We start from the raw sequence: 15,863 nt of genomic DNA, 5'->3' as shown, positions 1-15,863 counted from the left end.
AGTGTCGCGGCCCCTGAAGGGGTTCCCGGCAAGCCGCGCCAGCCCCCTTCAGACCCGCTCGGCGAGCTTGATCGCAAGCCGGCAGCCAAGGCGGATCGCACCGGAAAGCAGGGGATAGGCCGGCGCCCGTTCCGCCCCGGCCGCGAGAGCCGCCTCGCGGTGCTGGCGCTCGTCCTCGCGGAACTCCTCGATCATGGCGGACAGTTCGGGATCGTCGCCCCGTTCGGCCAGTTCGTCGAGCTGCTGCGAATAGTGGCGGTCGATCTCCTCCTCGACTGCAGCGGTGCAGGCCATCGCGGCTTCCGGCCCGATCAGCGCGGTCCCGGCGCCGAGCGCGTAGCCGGCCGCCGACCAGAACGGCTGCAACGCGGTGGGGCGCACCCCGCGCCGCGCCATCAGCGCGTCGAAGCGCGCCCGGTGGCCTTTTTCCTGCTCGGCCATTTCGGCGATCTCGGCCGCATGGGGCCCGCGGTCGCCCATGACGTCGAGCTGGCCCTGGTAGATGCGCGTGGCCCCGAATTCGCCCGCCTGGTCGACCCGGATCATCCGCGCGATATCGCGTTCGCGCATCATGCCCGCCGCTCCCGCGCCAGCAGGCCCAGGATCGCCAGCCCGCCGGCGAACGAGAGGAGGGAGTTCCAGCCCGCGAGCGAGATTGAGAACAGGTCCCACGGGGCACTGTCGCAACGAACCACCGGAGCGTTCATGATCGCTTCGAGCGGATCGTCGCCCCCCTGCGTGGTCACGGCGCAGCCGGTGATCCCTTCCCACCAGCCATATTCGACGCCCGCGTGAAACGCGCCGATCGCCCCGGAAACGAGGATCGCGACCGCGGCCAGGGCGATCCAGGCCCGGCGCGGCGGCGCGAACGTGGACAGGAGCGCCAGTGCGAAAGCGGCGAAGTGGGGCCAGCGCTGCCACCAGCACATCTCGCACGGGAACAGGCCGAAGACGTATTGCGCGATATAGGCCCCGGCGAGCATGATCGCCGGCACGCCGAGCGCGAGGCGCTGCGCCAGGCGGCCGTGGGGGGTGGCGAGCATCATCGGTCGTCCCCCGTCACTTGCGCCGCGCCAGGGCCCCGGGGGCCGTACGCCGCAGCGTCTGCAGCGCGTAGTGCAGCTGGTAATCGTCGATCCCGCGCTCCTCCAGCTCGGCGGCGGTCAGGGTGAAGCGCGGGTCTTCGCGCCGGTCGCGTTCAAGCTCCTCGTCCTTCAGCGCGGCCTCGTTGACGAGATGGCCGCGCAAGTCGGATTCGCGCATGATGAAACGCGCGCGCTTGGCAAGGTCCGGGTCGGACAGCTGCGGCACCGCGATGTCCGGCTCGATCCCGCCTTCCTGCACCGAGTGGTCGGCCGGCGTGTAATAACGCGCCGTCGTGAGCTTCAGCGCGGCGTCGCGCCCCAGCGGCAGCAGGGTCTGCACGCTGCCCTTGCCGAAGCTGCGATCGCCCATGATCAGCGCCCGGCGATGATCCTGCAGCGCCCCTGCGACGATCTCGCTGGCAGAGGCCGAGCCGGCATCGATCAGCACGATCATCGGCACGTCTTTCGCGATTTCCCCGCGATAGACCGTTTCGGCATCGTAGATATAGGTTTCCCCCCGCGCGCGCCCGCGCTGCGAGACGATCCGCCCCTTGTCGAGGAACAGGTCCGACAGCGCGACGGCCTCGTCCAGCGACCCCCCGGGGTTGGAACGCAGGTCGAGCACGAGGCCGTTGACCCGTCCGCCGGCCTCGCGCTTCAGCGCCTCCCACGCGGAAAAGACGTCGGCCCCGACATCGCGCGAGAATTCGTTGACGAAGATCACGCCGATATCGCCTTCGGCGAGTTCGTGCGTCACCGGCTCCAGCTCGATCACGCCGCGCGTCACGGTCACGTCGAACGGTTCGTCGCGGACCGGGCGGAAGACGGTGAGGCGGATCGAGGTGCCGGGTGGGCCGCGCATGCGGCTGACTGCCTCGTCCAGGTCGCCGCCGTAGATCAGGTCGCCATCGAGATGGGTGATGTAATCGCCGGCCTTGAGGCCCGCTTCCATCGCCGGGCTGCCGCGGAAGGGCGAGATGATCTTCACCGCGCCATCGTCCATCTGCACCGAGAGGCCGAGGCCGGAGTAATTGCCGTCGATCATCGTTTCGAGCCGCTGGAGATCGGACCCGTCGAGATAGGCCGAATGCGGATCGAGGCTCGCCAGCATTCCGTCGATCGCGCCGCGGATCAGCTTCTCGTCATCGACTGGGTCGACGTAGCTGGCCTTGATCCGTTCGTACGTCGCGAAAAGGCGCGCGAACTCGGACCCGGCGCGCCCGTCCACCTGGGCGACGCCGGCGGTCGTCGCGGGGATCAGCGCCACCGCGGTGACCAGCGCGGCCGACCGGGCGAGAGCGGCGAATGTCATCGGCATCGGATCTCCTTAGCGAAGGCGCTTTTATCGCGCGGGCCGGCTGAATGCCAGATGAGGATTGCACAGGCGCCCGCCGCAAGGCGGATGGCCACGGGGCGTCAGCCGATGTGGTCGAGCGGGTTCACCGGGGTGCCCTCGCGCCGCAGTTCCAGCGTGACCACCGGCGCTTCGCCCCCGGCGACGCCGAGCGGCGCACCGGGCAGGATCTCTTCGCCGACCGCCACGTCGGTGCGCGCAAGGCCGGTGACGAGGCTGGTCCATGTCCCGTCGTGCTCGATGATCACGATCCGGTCGTAGCCGCGATATGCCCCGGCGAAGGCGACCCGGCCCCGCCCGGGCGAAACCACCTGGGCCCCGGGCCGGGGCGCGATCGCGACCCCGCTGCTGACCACGCCCCCGGGCGAGACCGCGCCGAACCCGGTGACCGTGCGGCCGACGACCGGCAGCTGGAAACTGCCCGGCGGCGGCCCCGCCTGTTGCTGCCCGGCGGCCTGGCCGCCGTCGAAGGCGACTTGCGAATCCTCCGGCCGCGGGGGGCGGATGATCGGGCCCGGCAGGGCGGCCAGCTCGCGGCGCAGCGCGCTGGCCGAATCGAGCCGTTCGACCAGTGCGTCGAGATCGCGGGCCTGCTCCGCCAGGGCGAGCGCGCGTTCCGATTCGCGCGCAGCGACCCCGCTCGCGCGGCGCGATTCGAGCCGCTGGCGGCTCTCGATCGCCGCCAGCCGCTTGCGCCGCTCGGCCAGCGATCGTTCGCTCGCGCGCAGGCTGGACAGGGCCTGGCGCGCTTCCGCCTCGAGCCGGCGCCCGCGCGCGATCTCTTCGCGCAGGGCGGCGGTGCGCGCGCGTACTTCGGGGATCGTCGTTTCCAGCATGGCCCGCAGGTAGACCGTCTCGCGCAGCGAACCCGGGCGCAGCGCCGAGAGGGCGAGCGGCCGGCGGGCGAATTTCTGCAAGGCCGCGGTCAGCCGCAGCAGGGGCTCGCGCCGCTGCGCCAGGCGGGCGGCAAGGCGGCTGCGCTCGGCGTCGATCAGCGAGATTCGCGCCTCGGCCGCGGCAATGCCGGCCTCCGCCTCCTGGATCCGGGCGGCGAGGGCCGCACCTTCGCGCGCGGTCTTCTCGGCCGCCTCGCTGGCGGCGCGCGCTTCCGCTTCCAGCCGTTCGCCGCGCCGCTGCGCCTCGCGCGCCTCGCGCTGGGCCCGCTGGAGCGCGGCGCGCGCTTCCTCCGGACCGGCGGCGAGCACTTCGGGCCGCTGCGCGACGGCGAGCCCGCCGAGCGCGGCGACGAGGGCAAGCGCGGCCACGGAGGCCGCGATGGTCGCAAAGCGCCACATCGGCCTATCCTGCCCGATGATAGGGATGGCCGGCAAGGATCGCGGTGGCGCGATAGAGCTGTTCGAGCAGCATGGCGCGGGCCATCAGGTGGGGCCAGGTCGCCTTGCCGAAGGCAAGCAGGAGATCGGCCTCCTCGCGCGCCTGTGCATCGTGCCCGTCGGCGGCGCCGAGGACGAAGCGCGCCTCGCGCATGCCGTCGTCGCGCCAGCGCCCCAGCAAGGCGGCGAAATCTTCCGACGACATCTGCCGGCCCCGCTCGTCGAGCAGGACGGTGCGGCTCGGCGCCTGGGCCGGGGGGATCCTGCCGCCGGTCTCGGGCAGCTCGGTCACCGTGCAGGGCCAGGTCAGCCGCTTGCGATAGCGGGCGACCAGTTCCGCTTCGGGCGAGCGGCCGATCTTGCCCCGCGCGACCACGTGCAGCAGCATGTCAGGCCCTCCCTCGCGCAGGGGCCGCCGGCGGGACGGCGAGCGATCTCGTTCAGGCGTTGCCGGCGGCGACCGGCGGGGCGTCGCCGAAAGCCCACATCCGTTCGAGGTTATAGAAACTGCGTACCTCGGGGCGGAACAGATGGACGACGACGTCGCCGGCATCGATCAGCACCCAATCGGCCTGGGGCAGGCCTTCGAGGCGCACCGGCCCGTGGCCGGCCTGCTTGATCCGCTCGGCCAGTTTCTGCGCCATCGAGGCGACCTGGCGGGTCGAGCGGCCCGACGCGATGATCATGTGGTCGGCAATGCTCGACTTGCCCTGGAGGGGGATCGAGACGAGGTCGAGCGCCTGGTCGTCCTCGAGCTGGTCGAGAACCATGGCGTGAAGCGAGCCGGGCTCGGCCTCGATCGCGGCTCGCCCTCGCGAATCGCGGTCGGGCGAATCCTGCTGTGACACGGATGTATGCGCCTGGGTCATAGGCGGTCGTTGCGCTCCTGCTGGTTGCGGACGGGGTGGCCGAGGCGGGCGAGCGCGTCATGGCGCCTGCACGTGCTCCCGATGGGCCGGATGGGATGCGGTCCTGCTGGACATGTTCCCGCCGGAGATAGGACGTATCGGCCGAAATGTAAGCTGGTCGCGCGGCGGAACCTGCGAATAGCGATCGGCCCAGTCGGGATCGTCACGGCGAATGGCCGTGGCCGATCGGGGATCCGGATCGAAACGCAATATCACCAGGCTCGGCGCACTCCATTCGCCCCCGTTCCTGAATGCTGCGGCATCGACACGATGGCGCCGCAGCCATGCCATCGCGGGGCTTGCGAAGGCGGCGCCATCATAACCCGGCCGCGCGATCACCGCAATCGGCAAGGCGCGCGCTATGTCGCGCCAGTCCCTCCACTGGTGGAACTGGGCGAGGTTGTCCGAGCCCATCAGCCAGGCGAAGCGATGCCGCGGGTAACGCGCGGCCAGCGCGCGCAGCGTGTCTGCGGTGTAGCGGGTGCCCAGTTCACGCTCGATCGCGGTCACCCGGATCGGCGCGCCGCGCGCCTGGCGCAGGGCGGATTTCACGCGCGCCGCCAGCGGCGCCATGCCGGCGCGGGGTTTGAGCGGGTTACCCGGCGAAACCAGCCACCAGATCTCGTCGAGACCCAGCGCCTCGCGGGCGAACAGCGAGATGCGCCTGTGCCCGCCGTGCGCGGGGTTGAAACTGCCGCCGAGCAGCCCGATCCGGCGCGCGAAAGTCAGGGCCGGGCCCCTGCCGGCGCGGTAGGGGCAGAAGCGGCCAGGTCAGGCGCGGTCGGGGCAGAAGGTACCATGTCCGCCGCCTAGCACCGTCGGCGCGCACTGTCAGGCGCCCCGGGCAAAGGCCGCGCAAAACGCCGGGCCCGGCGATTCGTTCCGGCGATTCGCCGGTTATTTCGTAAGACGGCAACGCTTCACCCCGCCAGCCATTCGATTCGCCCCCTTTGACGCGCGCCCGATTCGACCCCCGCCGATTCGCATGTTAGCCGCCCTTCCACGGATAAAAAGGACGGCAAGAGCGGGGTCGTTTCGAGTGTTCAAATCTACCGTTGGCGACTGGTCAGAACGCCTGCGGACCTGGTTTCCGGATCGCGAGTTCTTCATGCGATCGCAGGGGCAGGTGCGTTTCATCAAGATTTCCTCGCGCGTGCAGATCGCCGCGGCCGGCATTGCCACCGTCGCGCTGCTCGCCTGGTTGCTGAGCATGGCGATCATGGGCTGGACCCAGTACCGGGCCGAGGCCGACCGGCTCTCGCTGCTCGAGCGCGAGGCCAAGGTCGCCACGTCCGAAGAGCGGTTCCGCGCCTATGGCGACGATCTCGACGCGGTCGCGCGCGAGCTTCAGCAGCGCCAGGCCGTGCTCGAGGAAATGGCCGAGATGCTGCCCGACGACGTGGCCGGCGCATCGACCGTTTCGGATTCGAGCGGCGAGGCGGCCGAGACCGTTTCCAAGGTCAGCGCGGTCTTCCCCCAGGCCCGCCCCCTGGCCGAGATCGAGGCCCGCCAGCTCGCGCTGGTCGAGAAGATGACCCGCTTCGCCGATGCCCGGGCGCAGCGCGCGGTCGCCGCCATGCGCAAGCTGGGCCTCGACCCGTCCGCCATACTGCGTTCGGCCAGCACCGAGGCGATGGGTGGTCCGCTCGAGCTTCTCGCCACGCCCGATCCGCGGTTCGAGCGCCTGGGCCTCAGCCTGGCGCGAATGGCCGCGCTGGAGCAGGGGCTGGACCGCATTCCGCAGTTCCAGCCGGCCAGCATCAAGTACATCTCTTCGGGCTTCGGCTATCGCCGCGACCCGTTCACCGGCCGCAGCGCGATGCACAAGGGCCTCGACTTCCGCGGCCCGATGGGCGCGCCGATCTACGCCGCGGCCGACGGGCGGGTCACCTTCGTCGGGCGCAAGTCCGGCTATGGCAAAGTGGTCGAGATCACCCACGGGAACGGCTTGACCACGCGCTATGCCCACATGTCGCGCTTCTCCGCCCGGGTGGGCCAGGAGGTCGAGGCAGGGCACGTGATCGGCGCGATCGGCAGCACCGGCCGTTCGACCGGGCCGCACCTGCATTTCGAAGTCCGCATCAACGGGCGCGCGGTCAATCCGCGGCCTTTCCTGGAGAATGCCCCCAATGTTCTCAAAGAAGTCCGAACCCTCCCCGACGGGGGCCACGACCATGGCTAGGCAATCGCCTCCCTCGGGTTCGACTTTCTCGGTGATCGGCGCCGACGTGACGATCAAGGGCGACGTTTCGGCATCGACCGAGCTGCACGTCGATGGCCGGATCGAAGGCGATGTCGCCTGCGATTCGCTGGTCCAGGGCGAATCGAGCGTGATCGAAGGCGCGGTGAGCGCGGAGACCGCGCGCCTGGCCGGCCAGGTTTCCGGCTCGATCACCGCGCGCCAGCTGGTCGTGCTCAAGTCCGCCCGGATCGAGGGCGACGTCCATTACGATGCGCTGACGATCGAGCAGGGCGCGCAAGTCGAAGGGCGTTTCGCCCACCGCCTGCCTGAACAGGCCGCCGCCGATGCCGGCCCGGGCGCGGCGCAGGACGGCGAGCCCAAGCTCACCCTCGCCCAGTAAGCGCGCGGCAAAGGCGCCCTCGTCCCGCAGCTTCGTTTCTGGGGCGTGCCGCCGCGATGGCGGCCGGCGCTCAGTCCGCCTGGGCCATGACCTCGATGCGCAGCGCCTTGCGGTCGAGCTTCCCGATCATCGTGCGCGGCAGGTCGTCGCGCACGACCACGGCGGAGGCGCGCTCGTGCTTGCCCACCCGGGCGTTGAGCCAGGTGCGCAGCGCCTCCGCGCTTTCGTCCGCCCCATCCTGCAGGGTCACGTAGGCGCGGGGCGTTTCGCCGAGGTAATCGTCGGGCACCCCGATCACGAGCGCTTCCTTCACCGCCGGGTGTTCGAGCAGGATCGCCTCGACCTGGCTGGGGAAGACCTTGAACCCGCCGACCGCGATCATGTCCTTGATCCGGTCCACGATGGCGATGAACCCCTCGTCGTCGATCGTCGCCACGTCGCCCGTCCGCAGCCAGCGTTCCCCGTCGATCTCCGCAAACGAGGCCGCGGCCGCATCGGGCCGGTTCCAGTATCCCTGCATGACCTGCGGCCCGGCAATCGCCAGTTCGCCCGGCTCCCCCGCGGGTGCGCGCCGGGCCGGGTCTTCCTTGTCGAGCAGGATCACACGCGTCTGCGGGATGACCTGGCCGATCGTCCCCGGCTTGCGCAGCCCGGTATAGGGGTTGGTCGAGACCACCCCCGCGCTCTCGGTCAGACCATAGCCTTCGACGAGGCGGGAACCGGTCGCGTCCTCGAACTTCTCGCGCACCGGCGCGGGCAGCGGCGCCCCGCCCGAGATCGCCACCTTGAGCGCGGAGAAATCGGTGCGGGCAATATCGGGATGGTCGAGCAGCGCCTGGAACATCGTCGGCACGCCCGGGAAGGCGGTCGCCCGCGTTCGCGCCAGCGTCGCCAGCACCTGCTTGGCCTCGAACCGGGGCACCATCGCGATGCACCCGCCCTTGGCCACCGTGCGGTTGAGGACGCAGGTATTGGCGAAGACGTGGAACAGCGGCAGCGCGCCCATGATCACGTCGGCCTCTTCATCGCCGAACGGGTCGATCGCATCGACCTGGAGCGCGTTGATCGCCAGGTTGGCATGGGTCAGCATGGCGCCCTTCGGCCGCCCCGTGGTCCCCCCCGTGTACTGCAGCAGCGCGAGATCCGCCGGCGAGAGCGCCACCGCGGCAGGCGCGCGCGGGCGGGTGACATCGCCCCATTGGTGCACGTCGCCGCGGCGCGGGATCGCGGCGATCCGGCCGCGCCCGAGCAGCTTGAGCGCGATCCGCTTGGGCCAGGTCAGCATGTCGCCCAGACGGCCGACCACGAGCCCTTGCAGCGGCGATGCGTCGAGCACCTCCAGCGCCGTCGGCAGCAGGCTGGCGGCATCGATCGTCACCAGCATGCGCGCGCCCGAATCCTCCACCTGCTGGGCGAGTTCGTCGACCGTGTAGAGGGGCGAGAAATTGACCACGACCGCGCCCGCCATCATCGCGCCGTAATAGGCCGAGACGTAGATCGGGACATTGGGAAGGAACAGGCCGATCCGGTCGCCGCGCTCGATGCCCATGGCCTGCAGGCCGGCGGCGAAACGGCGCGCCTCTTCATGAAGCTCGCGGTAGGACGAGACCCGGCCGAGGAAATCCACCAGCGGCGCGTCGGGGCACCGGTCGGCCGTGCGCGCGAACAGGTGCGGCAGGGTCACCGGATCGAACGGCGTATCCCACGCGGCGGCATGCTGGTACTGCGCCCTATTGACATCCATGTCAGCATGGATGCGTCAACCGGCGCGCGAGGGCAAGGATTTTCTGATTCTGCCGGCGCCCAACCGGCGGGCACGCAGCGCGCGCCCGCTTCGGCAGGCCGGGCTGCGGAGGCCGCGTCAGGCGGGGCCGTCGCCCTCGTTCTCCGACGCACGCTTCGCCTCGAGCCAGGCGGCCGCTTCGGCCTCCTGCGCCGCTTCGGCGGCGGCTTTCTCGTTCGCTTCGCGCTCGGCGCGCAGCTCGGCAATCAGCTTCTCGCGGTCGCTGCCCGAATCGGCCGCAACCGGGGCCTCGCCCTCGGTCCCGGCCTTCTTGGCCGCCTTGGCGACGACGGCGTCGAGCTCGCGCTGCGAGCACAGGCCGAGGGTGACCGGGTCCTTGGGCTGGATGTTCTGGATGTTCCAGTGGCTGCGTTCGCGAATCGCGGTGATCGTGTTGCGCGTCGTGCCGATCAGCTTGGAAATCTGCGCGTCCGAAATCTCGGGATGATTGCGCAGGATCCAGGCGATCCCGTCGGGCTTGTCCTGGCGCTTCGACACCGGGGTATAGCGCGGGCCCTTGGTCCGGGTCACCTCGACCGGGGCCTTGTGCATCTTCAGCGCGTAGTCGGGATCGGCCTGGCCGCGCTCGATCTCTTCCTGCGTCAGCTCGCCCGAGTGGACCGGGTCGCGCCCGGTGTACTTGCTGCCGGCGAGATCGTCGGCCATCGCCTGCACCTCGAGAATGTGCAGGCCACAGAAATCGGCGATCTGCGAGAAGCTGAGCGAGGTGTTGTCGACCAGCCAGGTGGCGGTCGCGTGCGGCATCAGCGGGGTGGGTTGGGGCATGGCGAAACTGTCCTGAAAATATAAGGGCCGCCCCTCGCGGAGCGGCCGTTGCCGGTGCGATTTAGGCGATGCACCCGGCGAGGGCAAGCTTTTACGGGTAGCGCGGCCGTGCGGTCAGGCCGCGAGCGGCTCTGCATCGAAGGCGGCGAGCCCGGCCAGGAACTGGTCGGTCGCGGCATCCCAGGAATAGTGCGCGCCCAGCTCCGCGCAGTCGGCACGGTCGCTGAACAGCGCCCCGGCGATCGCGCGGTCGAGGTCTTCGGACAGGGCGCCGACCTTGTCGGTCACGATATCGACCGGCCCCGGCACCGGATAGGCGGCGACCGGCGTGCCGCAGGCCAGGGCCTCTATCATCACGAGGCCGAACGTGTCGGTGCGGCTGGGGAAGACGAACACGTCGGCGTGGGCGTAGCAGCCGGCCAGCTCCGCCCCGGTGCGCCGGCCGAGATAGTGCGCCTCGGGAAAGCGCGCGCGCAGGTCGGCCAGCGCCGGCCCGTCGCCGACCACCACGCGCGAGCCGGGATAGCTGCCGCGCAGGAACGCCTCGATGTTCTTTTCCACCGCGAGCCGGCCGACGTAGAGCTGGATCGGCCGGGGCAGGTCCGCATATTCGGGCGGGGCCGGGGCGCGCGGGTGGAAACAGGCGAGATCGACCCCCCGGCTCCACGAATGGAGCCGGTGCAGGCCCCGCGCGCGCAGCTCGGCGCGAATGCTCTCGGTCGCCACCAGGACCCGCCGTGCGGGCGCATGGAACCAGCGGATATAGCGCCAGAAGAGCCCGGGGGAGAGGCCGGTGCGCCGGGCCAGGTATTCGGGGAACTGCGTGTGGTAGGCGGTCGTGAACGGGATGTCGCGCGCCAGGCAGTGACGCCGCGCCGCCAGGCCCAGCGGCCCCTCGGTCGCGATATGGATCGCGTCGGGCTCGATCGCCGCCAGCCGCCGGCCGACCGCGCCCGGCGGGGCCATGGCGAGGCGGATGTCGGGATAGGTCGGGCACGGCACGGAGCGGAACAGGTCGGGCGAGATCACCTCGACCGCATGGCCGCGCGCGCGCAGGATCTCGCATGTCGTGGTCAGCGTGCGGACGACGCCGTTCATCTGCGGCAGCCAGGCGTCGGTGACGATCGCGATCCGCTGCGGAAAAGGGTGCCGGTTCCGCGTTTCGTCGGGGAAACCGGCCATCCGGTTCATGCCGCCGCCTTTGCCGTGTCCATCGCCGCCGCGTCCTGGCGCGCCCGGCGGGCCATTTCCTCTGGCCAGTGGAGCAGTTCCATCCGGCCGTCGAAGTGTTCGACCAGCGCGTTGCAGCCTTCCACCCAGTCGCCGTCGTTGTAGTACTCGATGCCGTCGAATTCGCGGATCTCGGCAGTGTGGATATGCCCGCACACGACGCCGTCCACGCCGTGCTCCCCCGCCGCGCGCGCGACGACTTCCTCGTACTTGGAAATGAACTCGACCGCGTTCTTGACCTTGTGCTTGGCCATCTTCGACAGCGACCAGTACGGCAGGCCGAGCATCCGGCGCACGCCGTTCACGTGGCGGTTCAGCGCCATCATCACGTGGTAGAGCGCGTCGCCGACGAAGGCGAGCCAGCGATGCGCGAGCATGATCGTGTCGAATTCGTCGCCGTGCAGGACCATCAGCCGCCGCCCGTCGGCCGTGTCGTGGAACGCGGCGCGGCGAATCTCGACCCCGCCGAAGTTCATGCCCGAGAAGGGGCGCAGCATCTCGTCGTGGTTGCCGGGGATATAGACGATCCGCGTGCCGCGCTTGGCCCGCTTGAGGATCCGCCAGACGACGTCGTTGTGTTCCGCCGGCCAGTAGAACTTCTTCTTCAGCCGCCAGCCGTCGATGATGTCGCCCACCAGGTACATCGTTTCGCTGTCGGTGCTGTCGAGGAAATCGATCAGCATCTCGGCATTGCAGCCCTTGGTGCCGAGGTGGACGTCGCTGATCCAGATCGTGCGATAGCGCCGCCGCTTGCCCTCGTCCGGCTCGGGAATCGCGCTGCGTATCGGCGGGAAACTGGCGACGCTCGCCAGGTCGGTCAGTTCTGCGGGCAATCCCTTGCCGAGCCTGTCGCTCATCGTCGCAACCCCGTCTCGCGAAAGCATTTTTACGGGGAGCAGCCATGGCAGGCCAATGTTACAGGCGATTCACGGTTCGATGACGGTTCGGCGAAAGCGTGACCGTTCGGGGTCAGCCGCCGGCCACCTCCAGCACGATCTTGCCGATGTGTTCGCCCGCCTCCATCCGCGCATGGGCGGCGGCCGCCTCCGCCAGGGGGAAGCTGCGATCCATCACCGGCCGCAGCGTGCGGTCTTCGAACAGCGGCCAGGCGTTCTTCTCGATCTCCGCCGCAAGCAGCGTCTTGAACGCGTCCGAACGCGGGCGAAGGGTCGATCCGGTCAGGGTGTAGCGGCGGCTCATGACAACGGCCATGTTCACTTCCGCCTTCATCCCGCCGAGGATCGCGATCGTGACGTGGCGGCCGTCTTCGGCCAGGCACTTGAGATTGCGCGCGACATAGTCGCCGGAGACCATGTCGAGCACGATCTCGACCCCCTTGCCGCCGGTGAAGGTCTTCACTTCCTCGACGAAATCCTGGTCGCGGTAGTTGATGGCCAGGTCCGCGCCCAGCGACCGCGCGGCCGCGCACTTCGTCTCGTCGCCGCAGGTCACGATCACGCGCAGGCCGAAGGCCTTGCCCAGCATCGTCGCCATCGTGCCGATCCCGCTCGTCCCACCGTGGACCAGCAGCGTTTCCCCCTCGCTCGCCCAGCCGCGCTCGAAAACGTTGTGCCAGACGGTGAACAGCGTTTCGGGAACGGCGGCCGCTTCCGCCAGCGGCATGGCATCGGGCACCGGCAGGCAGTGGCCGATATGGGCGAGGCAATATTCGGCATAGCCGCCCCCGGGCACCAGCGCGCAGTAGCGTTCGCCGACGTATTCCTCCAGCACCCCGGGGCCGACCGCAGCGATCGTGCCGGAGACTTCGAGCCCGGGAAGCGGCGAGGCGCCCGGCGGCGGCGGATAGAGGCCCTGGCGCTGCGCCACGTCGGGCCGGTTGACCCCGGCCCAGGCCACCCGGAGGAGAACCTGCCCCTCGCCGGGCCGGGGCACGGCGACCGTTTCGGGCCGCAGCACGTCCGGTCCGCCGGGCTGGTCGAAACCGATCGCGGTCATTTCGCCGGGCACTTGCGGCGCCATTGGCATTCCCCCCTGTGGCCAAGCCGTCACGCAAGCGCACCTAACGCGCTCCCCCATTGACAGCAAGCGCGGCGAATTGCGAGATTGCCGGCAATGGAAGAGGACGATCGTCCGCGCCCCCGGGGCGACGCCGCGAGCAAGCTCGCCAGCGAGGACCTCTCGCCGTATTCGCGCGACGAGCTGGCGGAACGGATCGCCCTGCTCGAGGCAGAGATCGCCCGGGTGGAGAAACACCGCCTGTCGGCGGCCGCCCAGCGCGAGGCGGCCGACGCCCTGTTTCGAAAGACAGGCCGGTGAGGGCCCCGGTTCGCAATCCGGACGCCTGCCCCCATATAGGTTTCGTTAACCACGCCGGTTCATATTTCCCCACCTTGGGGGCCCTGCATTCCGCCACGAAAGACCGCTAGATGCCCAGTTTCGCCCAGAACCTCGAGAGAACCCTCCATTCCGCGCTGGAACACGCCGGCGAGCGGCGGCACGAATATGCCACGCTGGAGCATCTCCTCCTGGCGCTGGTGGACGACGAGGACGCGGCCCAGGTCATGGTCGCCTGCGGCGTCGACCTCGACGAACTGGGCGAGGCGGTGCGTCAGTATCTCGACCAGGAATACCAGTCGCTGAAGACCGAGGACGACGGCGATCCGCAGCCGACCGCAGGGTTCCAGCGGGTGATCCAGCGCGCGATCCTGCACGTCCAGTCGAGCGGCAAGGACACGGTGACCGGGGCCAACGTGCTCGTGGCGCTGTTTTCCGAACGCGATTCCTACGCGGTCTATTTCCTGCAGCAGCAGGACATGAGCCGGCTCGACGCGGTGAGCTTCATCAGCCACGGGATCGGCAAGGGCGGCAAGCAGATCGAAAGCCGTTCCCCCCAGGGCGCGGAAGACGGCGGCAAGGCGGACGAGAAGGGCGAAAACAAGAAGGAAACCGCGCTCGACCAGTTCACCGTCAACCTCAATGCCAAGGCCGAGGCGGGCAAGGTCGATCCGCTGATCGGCCGCGGGCCGGAAGTGGACCGTACGATCCAGATCCTGTGCCGCCGCTCGAAGAACAACCCGCTCTACGTGGGCGATCCGGGGGTGGGCAAGACCGCGATCGCCGAAGGGCTGGCGCGCAAGATCATCGAAGGCGAAGTGCCCGAGGTCCTGTCCGACGCGGTGATCTACTCGCTCGACATGGGCGCCCTGCTCGCCGGGACGCGCTATCGCGGCGATTTCGAGGAACGGCTGAAGCAGGTCGTCAGCGAACTGGAAGGCATGCCCGAGGCGATCCTGTTCATCGACGAGATCCACACGGTGATCGGCGCCGGCGCCACCAGCGGCGGGGCGATGGACGCCAGCAACCTGCTGAAACCCGCGCTGTCGAGCGGGGCGATCCGCTGCATCGGCTCGACCACCTACAAGGAATTCCGCAACCACTTCGAGAAGGATCGCGCGCTCCTGCGCCGCTTCCAGAAGATCGACGTGAACGAGCCGACGATCGAGGACACGGTGAAGATCCTGCGCGGCCTCAGGACCGCGTTCGAGGCGCACCACAACGTCAAGTACACGCACGATGCGCTGAAGACCGCGGTCGAGCTGTCGGCGCGCTACATCAACGATCGCAAACTGCCCGACAAGGCGATCGACGTGATCGACGAAGTCGGCGCGATGCAGATGCTGGTGCCGCCCAGCCGGCGCAAGAAGAAGATCACCGCGCGCGAGATCGAGGCCGTGATCGCGACGATGGCGCGCATTCCGCCCAAGACCGTGTCGAGCGACGACAAGAAGGCGCTGGAAAATCTCGAACGCGACCTGAAACACGTCGTTTTCGGCCAGGACGAGGCGATCGAGCGGCTTTCCACCGCGATGAAGCTCAGCCGGGCGGGCCTGCGCGATCCCGACAAGCCGATCGGCAGCTTCCTCTTCACCGGCCCCACCGGCGTCGGCAAGACCGAGGTCGCGCGTCAGCTGGCGAGCGTGATGGGGATCGAGCTGAAGCGTTTCGACATGTCCGAGTACATGGAGCGCCACTCGGTCAGCCGGCTGATCGGCGCGCCCCCGGGCTATGTCGGTTACGACCAGGGCGGCCTGCTGACCGACGCGGTGGACCAGAACCCGCACTGCGTGCTGCTGCTCGACGAGATCGAGAAGGCGCATCCGGACCTGTTCAACATCCTGCTGCAGGTGATGGACAACGGCCGCCTGACCGACCACCACGGCAAGACGGTCGATTTCCGCAACGTCGTGCTGATCATGACGACCAATGCCGGCGCGGCGGACATGGCACGCCAGGGCATCGGCTTCGGCGACGTGAGCAAGGAAGACGCGGGCGAGGAAGCGGTGAAGAAGATGTTCACCCCCGAGTTCCGCAACCGGCTCGATGCGATCGTGCCGTTCGGCTACCTCGGCAAGAACACGGTCGCCCGCGTGGTCGACAAGTTCATCCTGCAGCTCGAGCTGCAGCTGGCCGAACAGAACGTGCATATCCAGTTCGACAAGGACGCGCGCGAGTGGCTGGCGAACAAGGGCTACGATCGTCTCTACGGCGCGCGCCCGATGGGCCGCCTGATCCAGGAGAAGGTGAAACAGCCGCTGGCCGAGGAGCTGCTGTTCGGCAAGCTTGCCGACGGCGGAGAAGTCCACGTCAGCGTCAAGGACGGCAAGCCGGCCTTCGAACTGACGCCGGCCCCGCCCAAGGCCCGGCCGAAGCGCAAGGCCGCCAAGAAACCGGCCGCGAAGAAGGGCGAAGCCGACAAGGCGCCCGACGCGAGCGAGGGCGCCGGCGGCAAGGGCGAATAGCGCCCGCGCGGCGCCTCGCCTCCACGCGTCCCGCGCGGCCG

Annotated in this window: 16 protein-coding genes; 4 read left to right on the top strand and 12 right to left on the bottom strand. The window is 69.4% G+C overall.

The genetic code is table 11. The features are described from left to right. Positions 1-48: 48 nt before the first annotated feature. The 7 genes from T8T98_RS15430 to T8T98_RS15400 all read right to left on the bottom strand — a co-directional run bounded on the left by T8T98_RS15430 (position 49) and on the right by T8T98_RS15400 (position 5,410). Complete coding sequence (locus T8T98_RS15430) at positions 49-570, bottom strand: demethoxyubiquinone hydroxylase family protein (protein ID WP_251106025.1); 522 nt, start codon at positions 568-570, stop codon at positions 49-51. Beyond that, entirely contained in the window at positions 570-1,043 is a 474-nt protein-coding gene (locus tag T8T98_RS15425; protein WP_251106026.1) for a disulfide bond formation protein B, read from the bottom strand. The genes T8T98_RS15430 and T8T98_RS15425 overlap by 1 nt, the downstream gene beginning before the upstream one ends. Before the next feature lie 16 nt (positions 1,044-1,059). Continuing rightward, a complete protein-coding gene (locus T8T98_RS15420; RefSeq protein ID WP_251104566.1) occupies positions 1,060-2,397 on the bottom strand; it encodes a S41 family peptidase in 1,338 nt (445 codons plus the stop codon). Between the two features lie 104 nt (positions 2,398-2,501). Then, positions 2,502-3,734 (bottom strand): murein hydrolase activator EnvC family protein, encoded by a 1,233-nt coding sequence (locus tag T8T98_RS15415; protein WP_251104567.1) that lies wholly within the window; start codon positions 3,732-3,734, stop codon positions 2,502-2,504. A gap of 4 nt (positions 3,735-3,738) precedes the next feature. Continuing rightward, entirely contained in the window at positions 3,739-4,161 is a 423-nt protein-coding gene (locus T8T98_RS15410; RefSeq protein ID WP_160733445.1) for a 23S rRNA (pseudouridine(1915)-N(3))-methyltransferase RlmH, read from the bottom strand. Positions 4,162-4,213: 52 nt separating this feature from the next. After that, a complete protein-coding gene (gene rsfS / locus T8T98_RS15405) occupies positions 4,214-4,543 on the bottom strand; it encodes a ribosome silencing factor (protein WP_237487003.1) in 330 nt (109 codons plus the stop codon). A gap of 156 nt (positions 4,544-4,699) precedes the next feature. After that, positions 4,700-5,410: a nicotinate-nucleotide adenylyltransferase gene (locus tag T8T98_RS15400; protein ID WP_160733668.1), complete on the bottom strand. Its 711-nt coding sequence runs from the start codon at positions 5,408-5,410 to the stop codon at positions 4,700-4,702. Positions 5,411-5,789: 379 nt separating this feature from the next. Here T8T98_RS15400 and T8T98_RS15395 point away from each other — a divergent pair, with 379 nt between their 5' ends. Continuing rightward, complete coding sequence (locus tag T8T98_RS15395; RefSeq protein ID WP_407675126.1) at positions 5,790-6,863, top strand: M23 family metallopeptidase; 1,074 nt, start codon at positions 5,790-5,792, stop codon at positions 6,861-6,863. Beyond that, on the top strand, positions 6,856-7,263 hold the full coding sequence (locus tag T8T98_RS15390) for a bactofilin family protein (protein WP_160733447.1): 408 nt from the start codon (positions 6,856-6,858) through the stop codon (positions 7,261-7,263). Before T8T98_RS15395 ends, T8T98_RS15390 begins: the two co-directional genes overlap by 8 nt. A gap of 70 nt (positions 7,264-7,333) precedes the next feature. On the opposite strand, the gene T8T98_RS15385 is transcribed toward T8T98_RS15390, so the two are convergent. The 5 genes from T8T98_RS15385 to T8T98_RS15365 all read right to left on the bottom strand — a co-directional run bounded on the left by T8T98_RS15385 (position 7,334) and on the right by T8T98_RS15365 (position 13,018). After that, positions 7,334-9,007 (bottom strand): long-chain-fatty-acid--CoA ligase, encoded by a 1,674-nt coding sequence (locus T8T98_RS15385; protein ID WP_251104569.1) that lies wholly within the window; start codon positions 9,005-9,007, stop codon positions 7,334-7,336. Between the two features lie 117 nt (positions 9,008-9,124). Then, positions 9,125-9,832 carry a DUF1013 domain-containing protein gene (locus T8T98_RS15380; RefSeq protein WP_251104570.1) on the bottom strand — a complete coding sequence of 236 codons (708 nt, stop codon included), beginning with the start codon at positions 9,830-9,832 and terminating at the stop codon, positions 9,125-9,127. 114 nt (positions 9,833-9,946) lie between these two features. Next, positions 9,947-11,023 (bottom strand): glycosyltransferase family 4 protein, encoded by a 1,077-nt coding sequence (locus T8T98_RS15375; RefSeq protein WP_251104571.1) that lies wholly within the window; start codon positions 11,021-11,023, stop codon positions 9,947-9,949. Then, positions 11,020-11,919, bottom strand: coding sequence for a UDP-2,3-diacylglucosamine diphosphatase (locus T8T98_RS15370; RefSeq protein WP_251104572.1), 900 nt, complete (start codon positions 11,917-11,919; stop codon positions 11,020-11,022). Before T8T98_RS15370 ends, T8T98_RS15375 begins: the two co-directional genes overlap by 4 nt. A gap of 112 nt (positions 11,920-12,031) precedes the next feature. After that, positions 12,032-13,018 (bottom strand): NAD(P)H-quinone oxidoreductase, encoded by a 987-nt coding sequence (locus tag T8T98_RS15365; RefSeq protein ID WP_407675049.1) that lies wholly within the window; start codon positions 13,016-13,018, stop codon positions 12,032-12,034. A gap of 117 nt (positions 13,019-13,135) precedes the next feature. On the opposite strand from T8T98_RS15365, the gene T8T98_RS15360 reads away from it, so the two are divergent. Beyond that, complete coding sequence (locus T8T98_RS15360; protein ID WP_160733453.1) at positions 13,136-13,339, top strand: DUF1192 domain-containing protein; 204 nt, start codon at positions 13,136-13,138, stop codon at positions 13,337-13,339. Between the two features lie 110 nt (positions 13,340-13,449). Continuing rightward, positions 13,450-15,822 (top strand): ATP-dependent Clp protease ATP-binding subunit ClpA, encoded by a 2,373-nt coding sequence (clpA, locus tag T8T98_RS15355; protein WP_251104574.1) that lies wholly within the window; start codon positions 13,450-13,452, stop codon positions 15,820-15,822. Positions 15,823-15,863 lie beyond the last annotated feature (41 nt).

The sequence above is a fragment of the Pelagerythrobacter marinus genome (assembly GCF_034375205.1).
Taxonomy (GTDB): domain Bacteria; phylum Pseudomonadota; class Alphaproteobacteria; order Sphingomonadales; family Sphingomonadaceae; genus Pelagerythrobacter; species Pelagerythrobacter marinus.
This window is presented reverse-complemented; position numbering and strand designations above follow the sequence as displayed.

What these genes read in the sequence shown, in the direction of transcription:
- T8T98_RS15430 (WP_251106025.1), bottom strand. Translation starts at nt 570, where the DNA reads ATGCGCGAACGCGATATCGCGCGGATGATCCGGGTCGACCAGGCGGGC.
- T8T98_RS15425 (WP_251106026.1), bottom strand. Translation starts at nt 1,043, where the DNA reads ATGCTCGCCACCCCCCACGGCCGCCTGGCGCAGCGCCTCGCGCTCGGC.
- T8T98_RS15420 (WP_251104566.1), bottom strand. Translation starts at nt 2,397, where the DNA reads ATGACATTCGCCGCTCTCGCCCGGTCGGCCGCGCTGGTCACCGCGGTG.
- T8T98_RS15415 (WP_251104567.1), bottom strand. Translation starts at nt 3,734, where the DNA reads ATGTGGCGCTTTGCGACCATCGCGGCCTCCGTGGCCGCGCTTGCCCTC.
- T8T98_RS15410 (WP_160733445.1), bottom strand. Translation starts at nt 4,161, where the DNA reads ATGCTGCTGCACGTGGTCGCGCGGGGCAAGATCGGCCGCTCGCCCGAA.
- rsfS (WP_237487003.1), bottom strand. Translation starts at nt 4,543, where the DNA reads ATGGTTCTCGACCAGCTCGAGGACGACCAGGCGCTCGACCTCGTCTCG.
- T8T98_RS15395 (WP_407675126.1), top strand. Translation starts at nt 5,790, where the DNA reads ATGCGATCGCAGGGGCAGGTGCGTTTCATCAAGATTTCCTCGCGCGTG.
- T8T98_RS15390 (WP_160733447.1), top strand. Translation starts at nt 6,856, where the DNA reads ATGGCTAGGCAATCGCCTCCCTCGGGTTCGACTTTCTCGGTGATCGGC.
- T8T98_RS15385 (WP_251104569.1), bottom strand. Translation starts at nt 9,007, where the DNA reads ATGGATGTCAATAGGGCGCAGTACCAGCATGCCGCCGCGTGGGATACG.
- T8T98_RS15380 (WP_251104570.1), bottom strand. Translation starts at nt 9,832, where the DNA reads ATGCCCCAACCCACCCCGCTGATGCCGCACGCGACCGCCACCTGGCTG.
- T8T98_RS15375 (WP_251104571.1), bottom strand. Translation starts at nt 11,023, where the DNA reads ATGAACCGGATGGCCGGTTTCCCCGACGAAACGCGGAACCGGCACCCT.
- T8T98_RS15370 (WP_251104572.1), bottom strand. Translation starts at nt 11,919, where the DNA reads ATGAGCGACAGGCTCGGCAAGGGATTGCCCGCAGAACTGACCGACCTG.
- T8T98_RS15365 (WP_407675049.1), bottom strand. Translation starts at nt 13,018, where the DNA reads ATGACCGCGATCGGTTTCGACCAGCCCGGCGGACCGGACGTGCTGCGG.
- T8T98_RS15360 (WP_160733453.1), top strand. Translation starts at nt 13,136, where the DNA reads ATGGAAGAGGACGATCGTCCGCGCCCCCGGGGCGACGCCGCGAGCAAG.
- clpA (WP_251104574.1), top strand. Translation starts at nt 13,450, where the DNA reads ATGCCCAGTTTCGCCCAGAACCTCGAGAGAACCCTCCATTCCGCGCTG.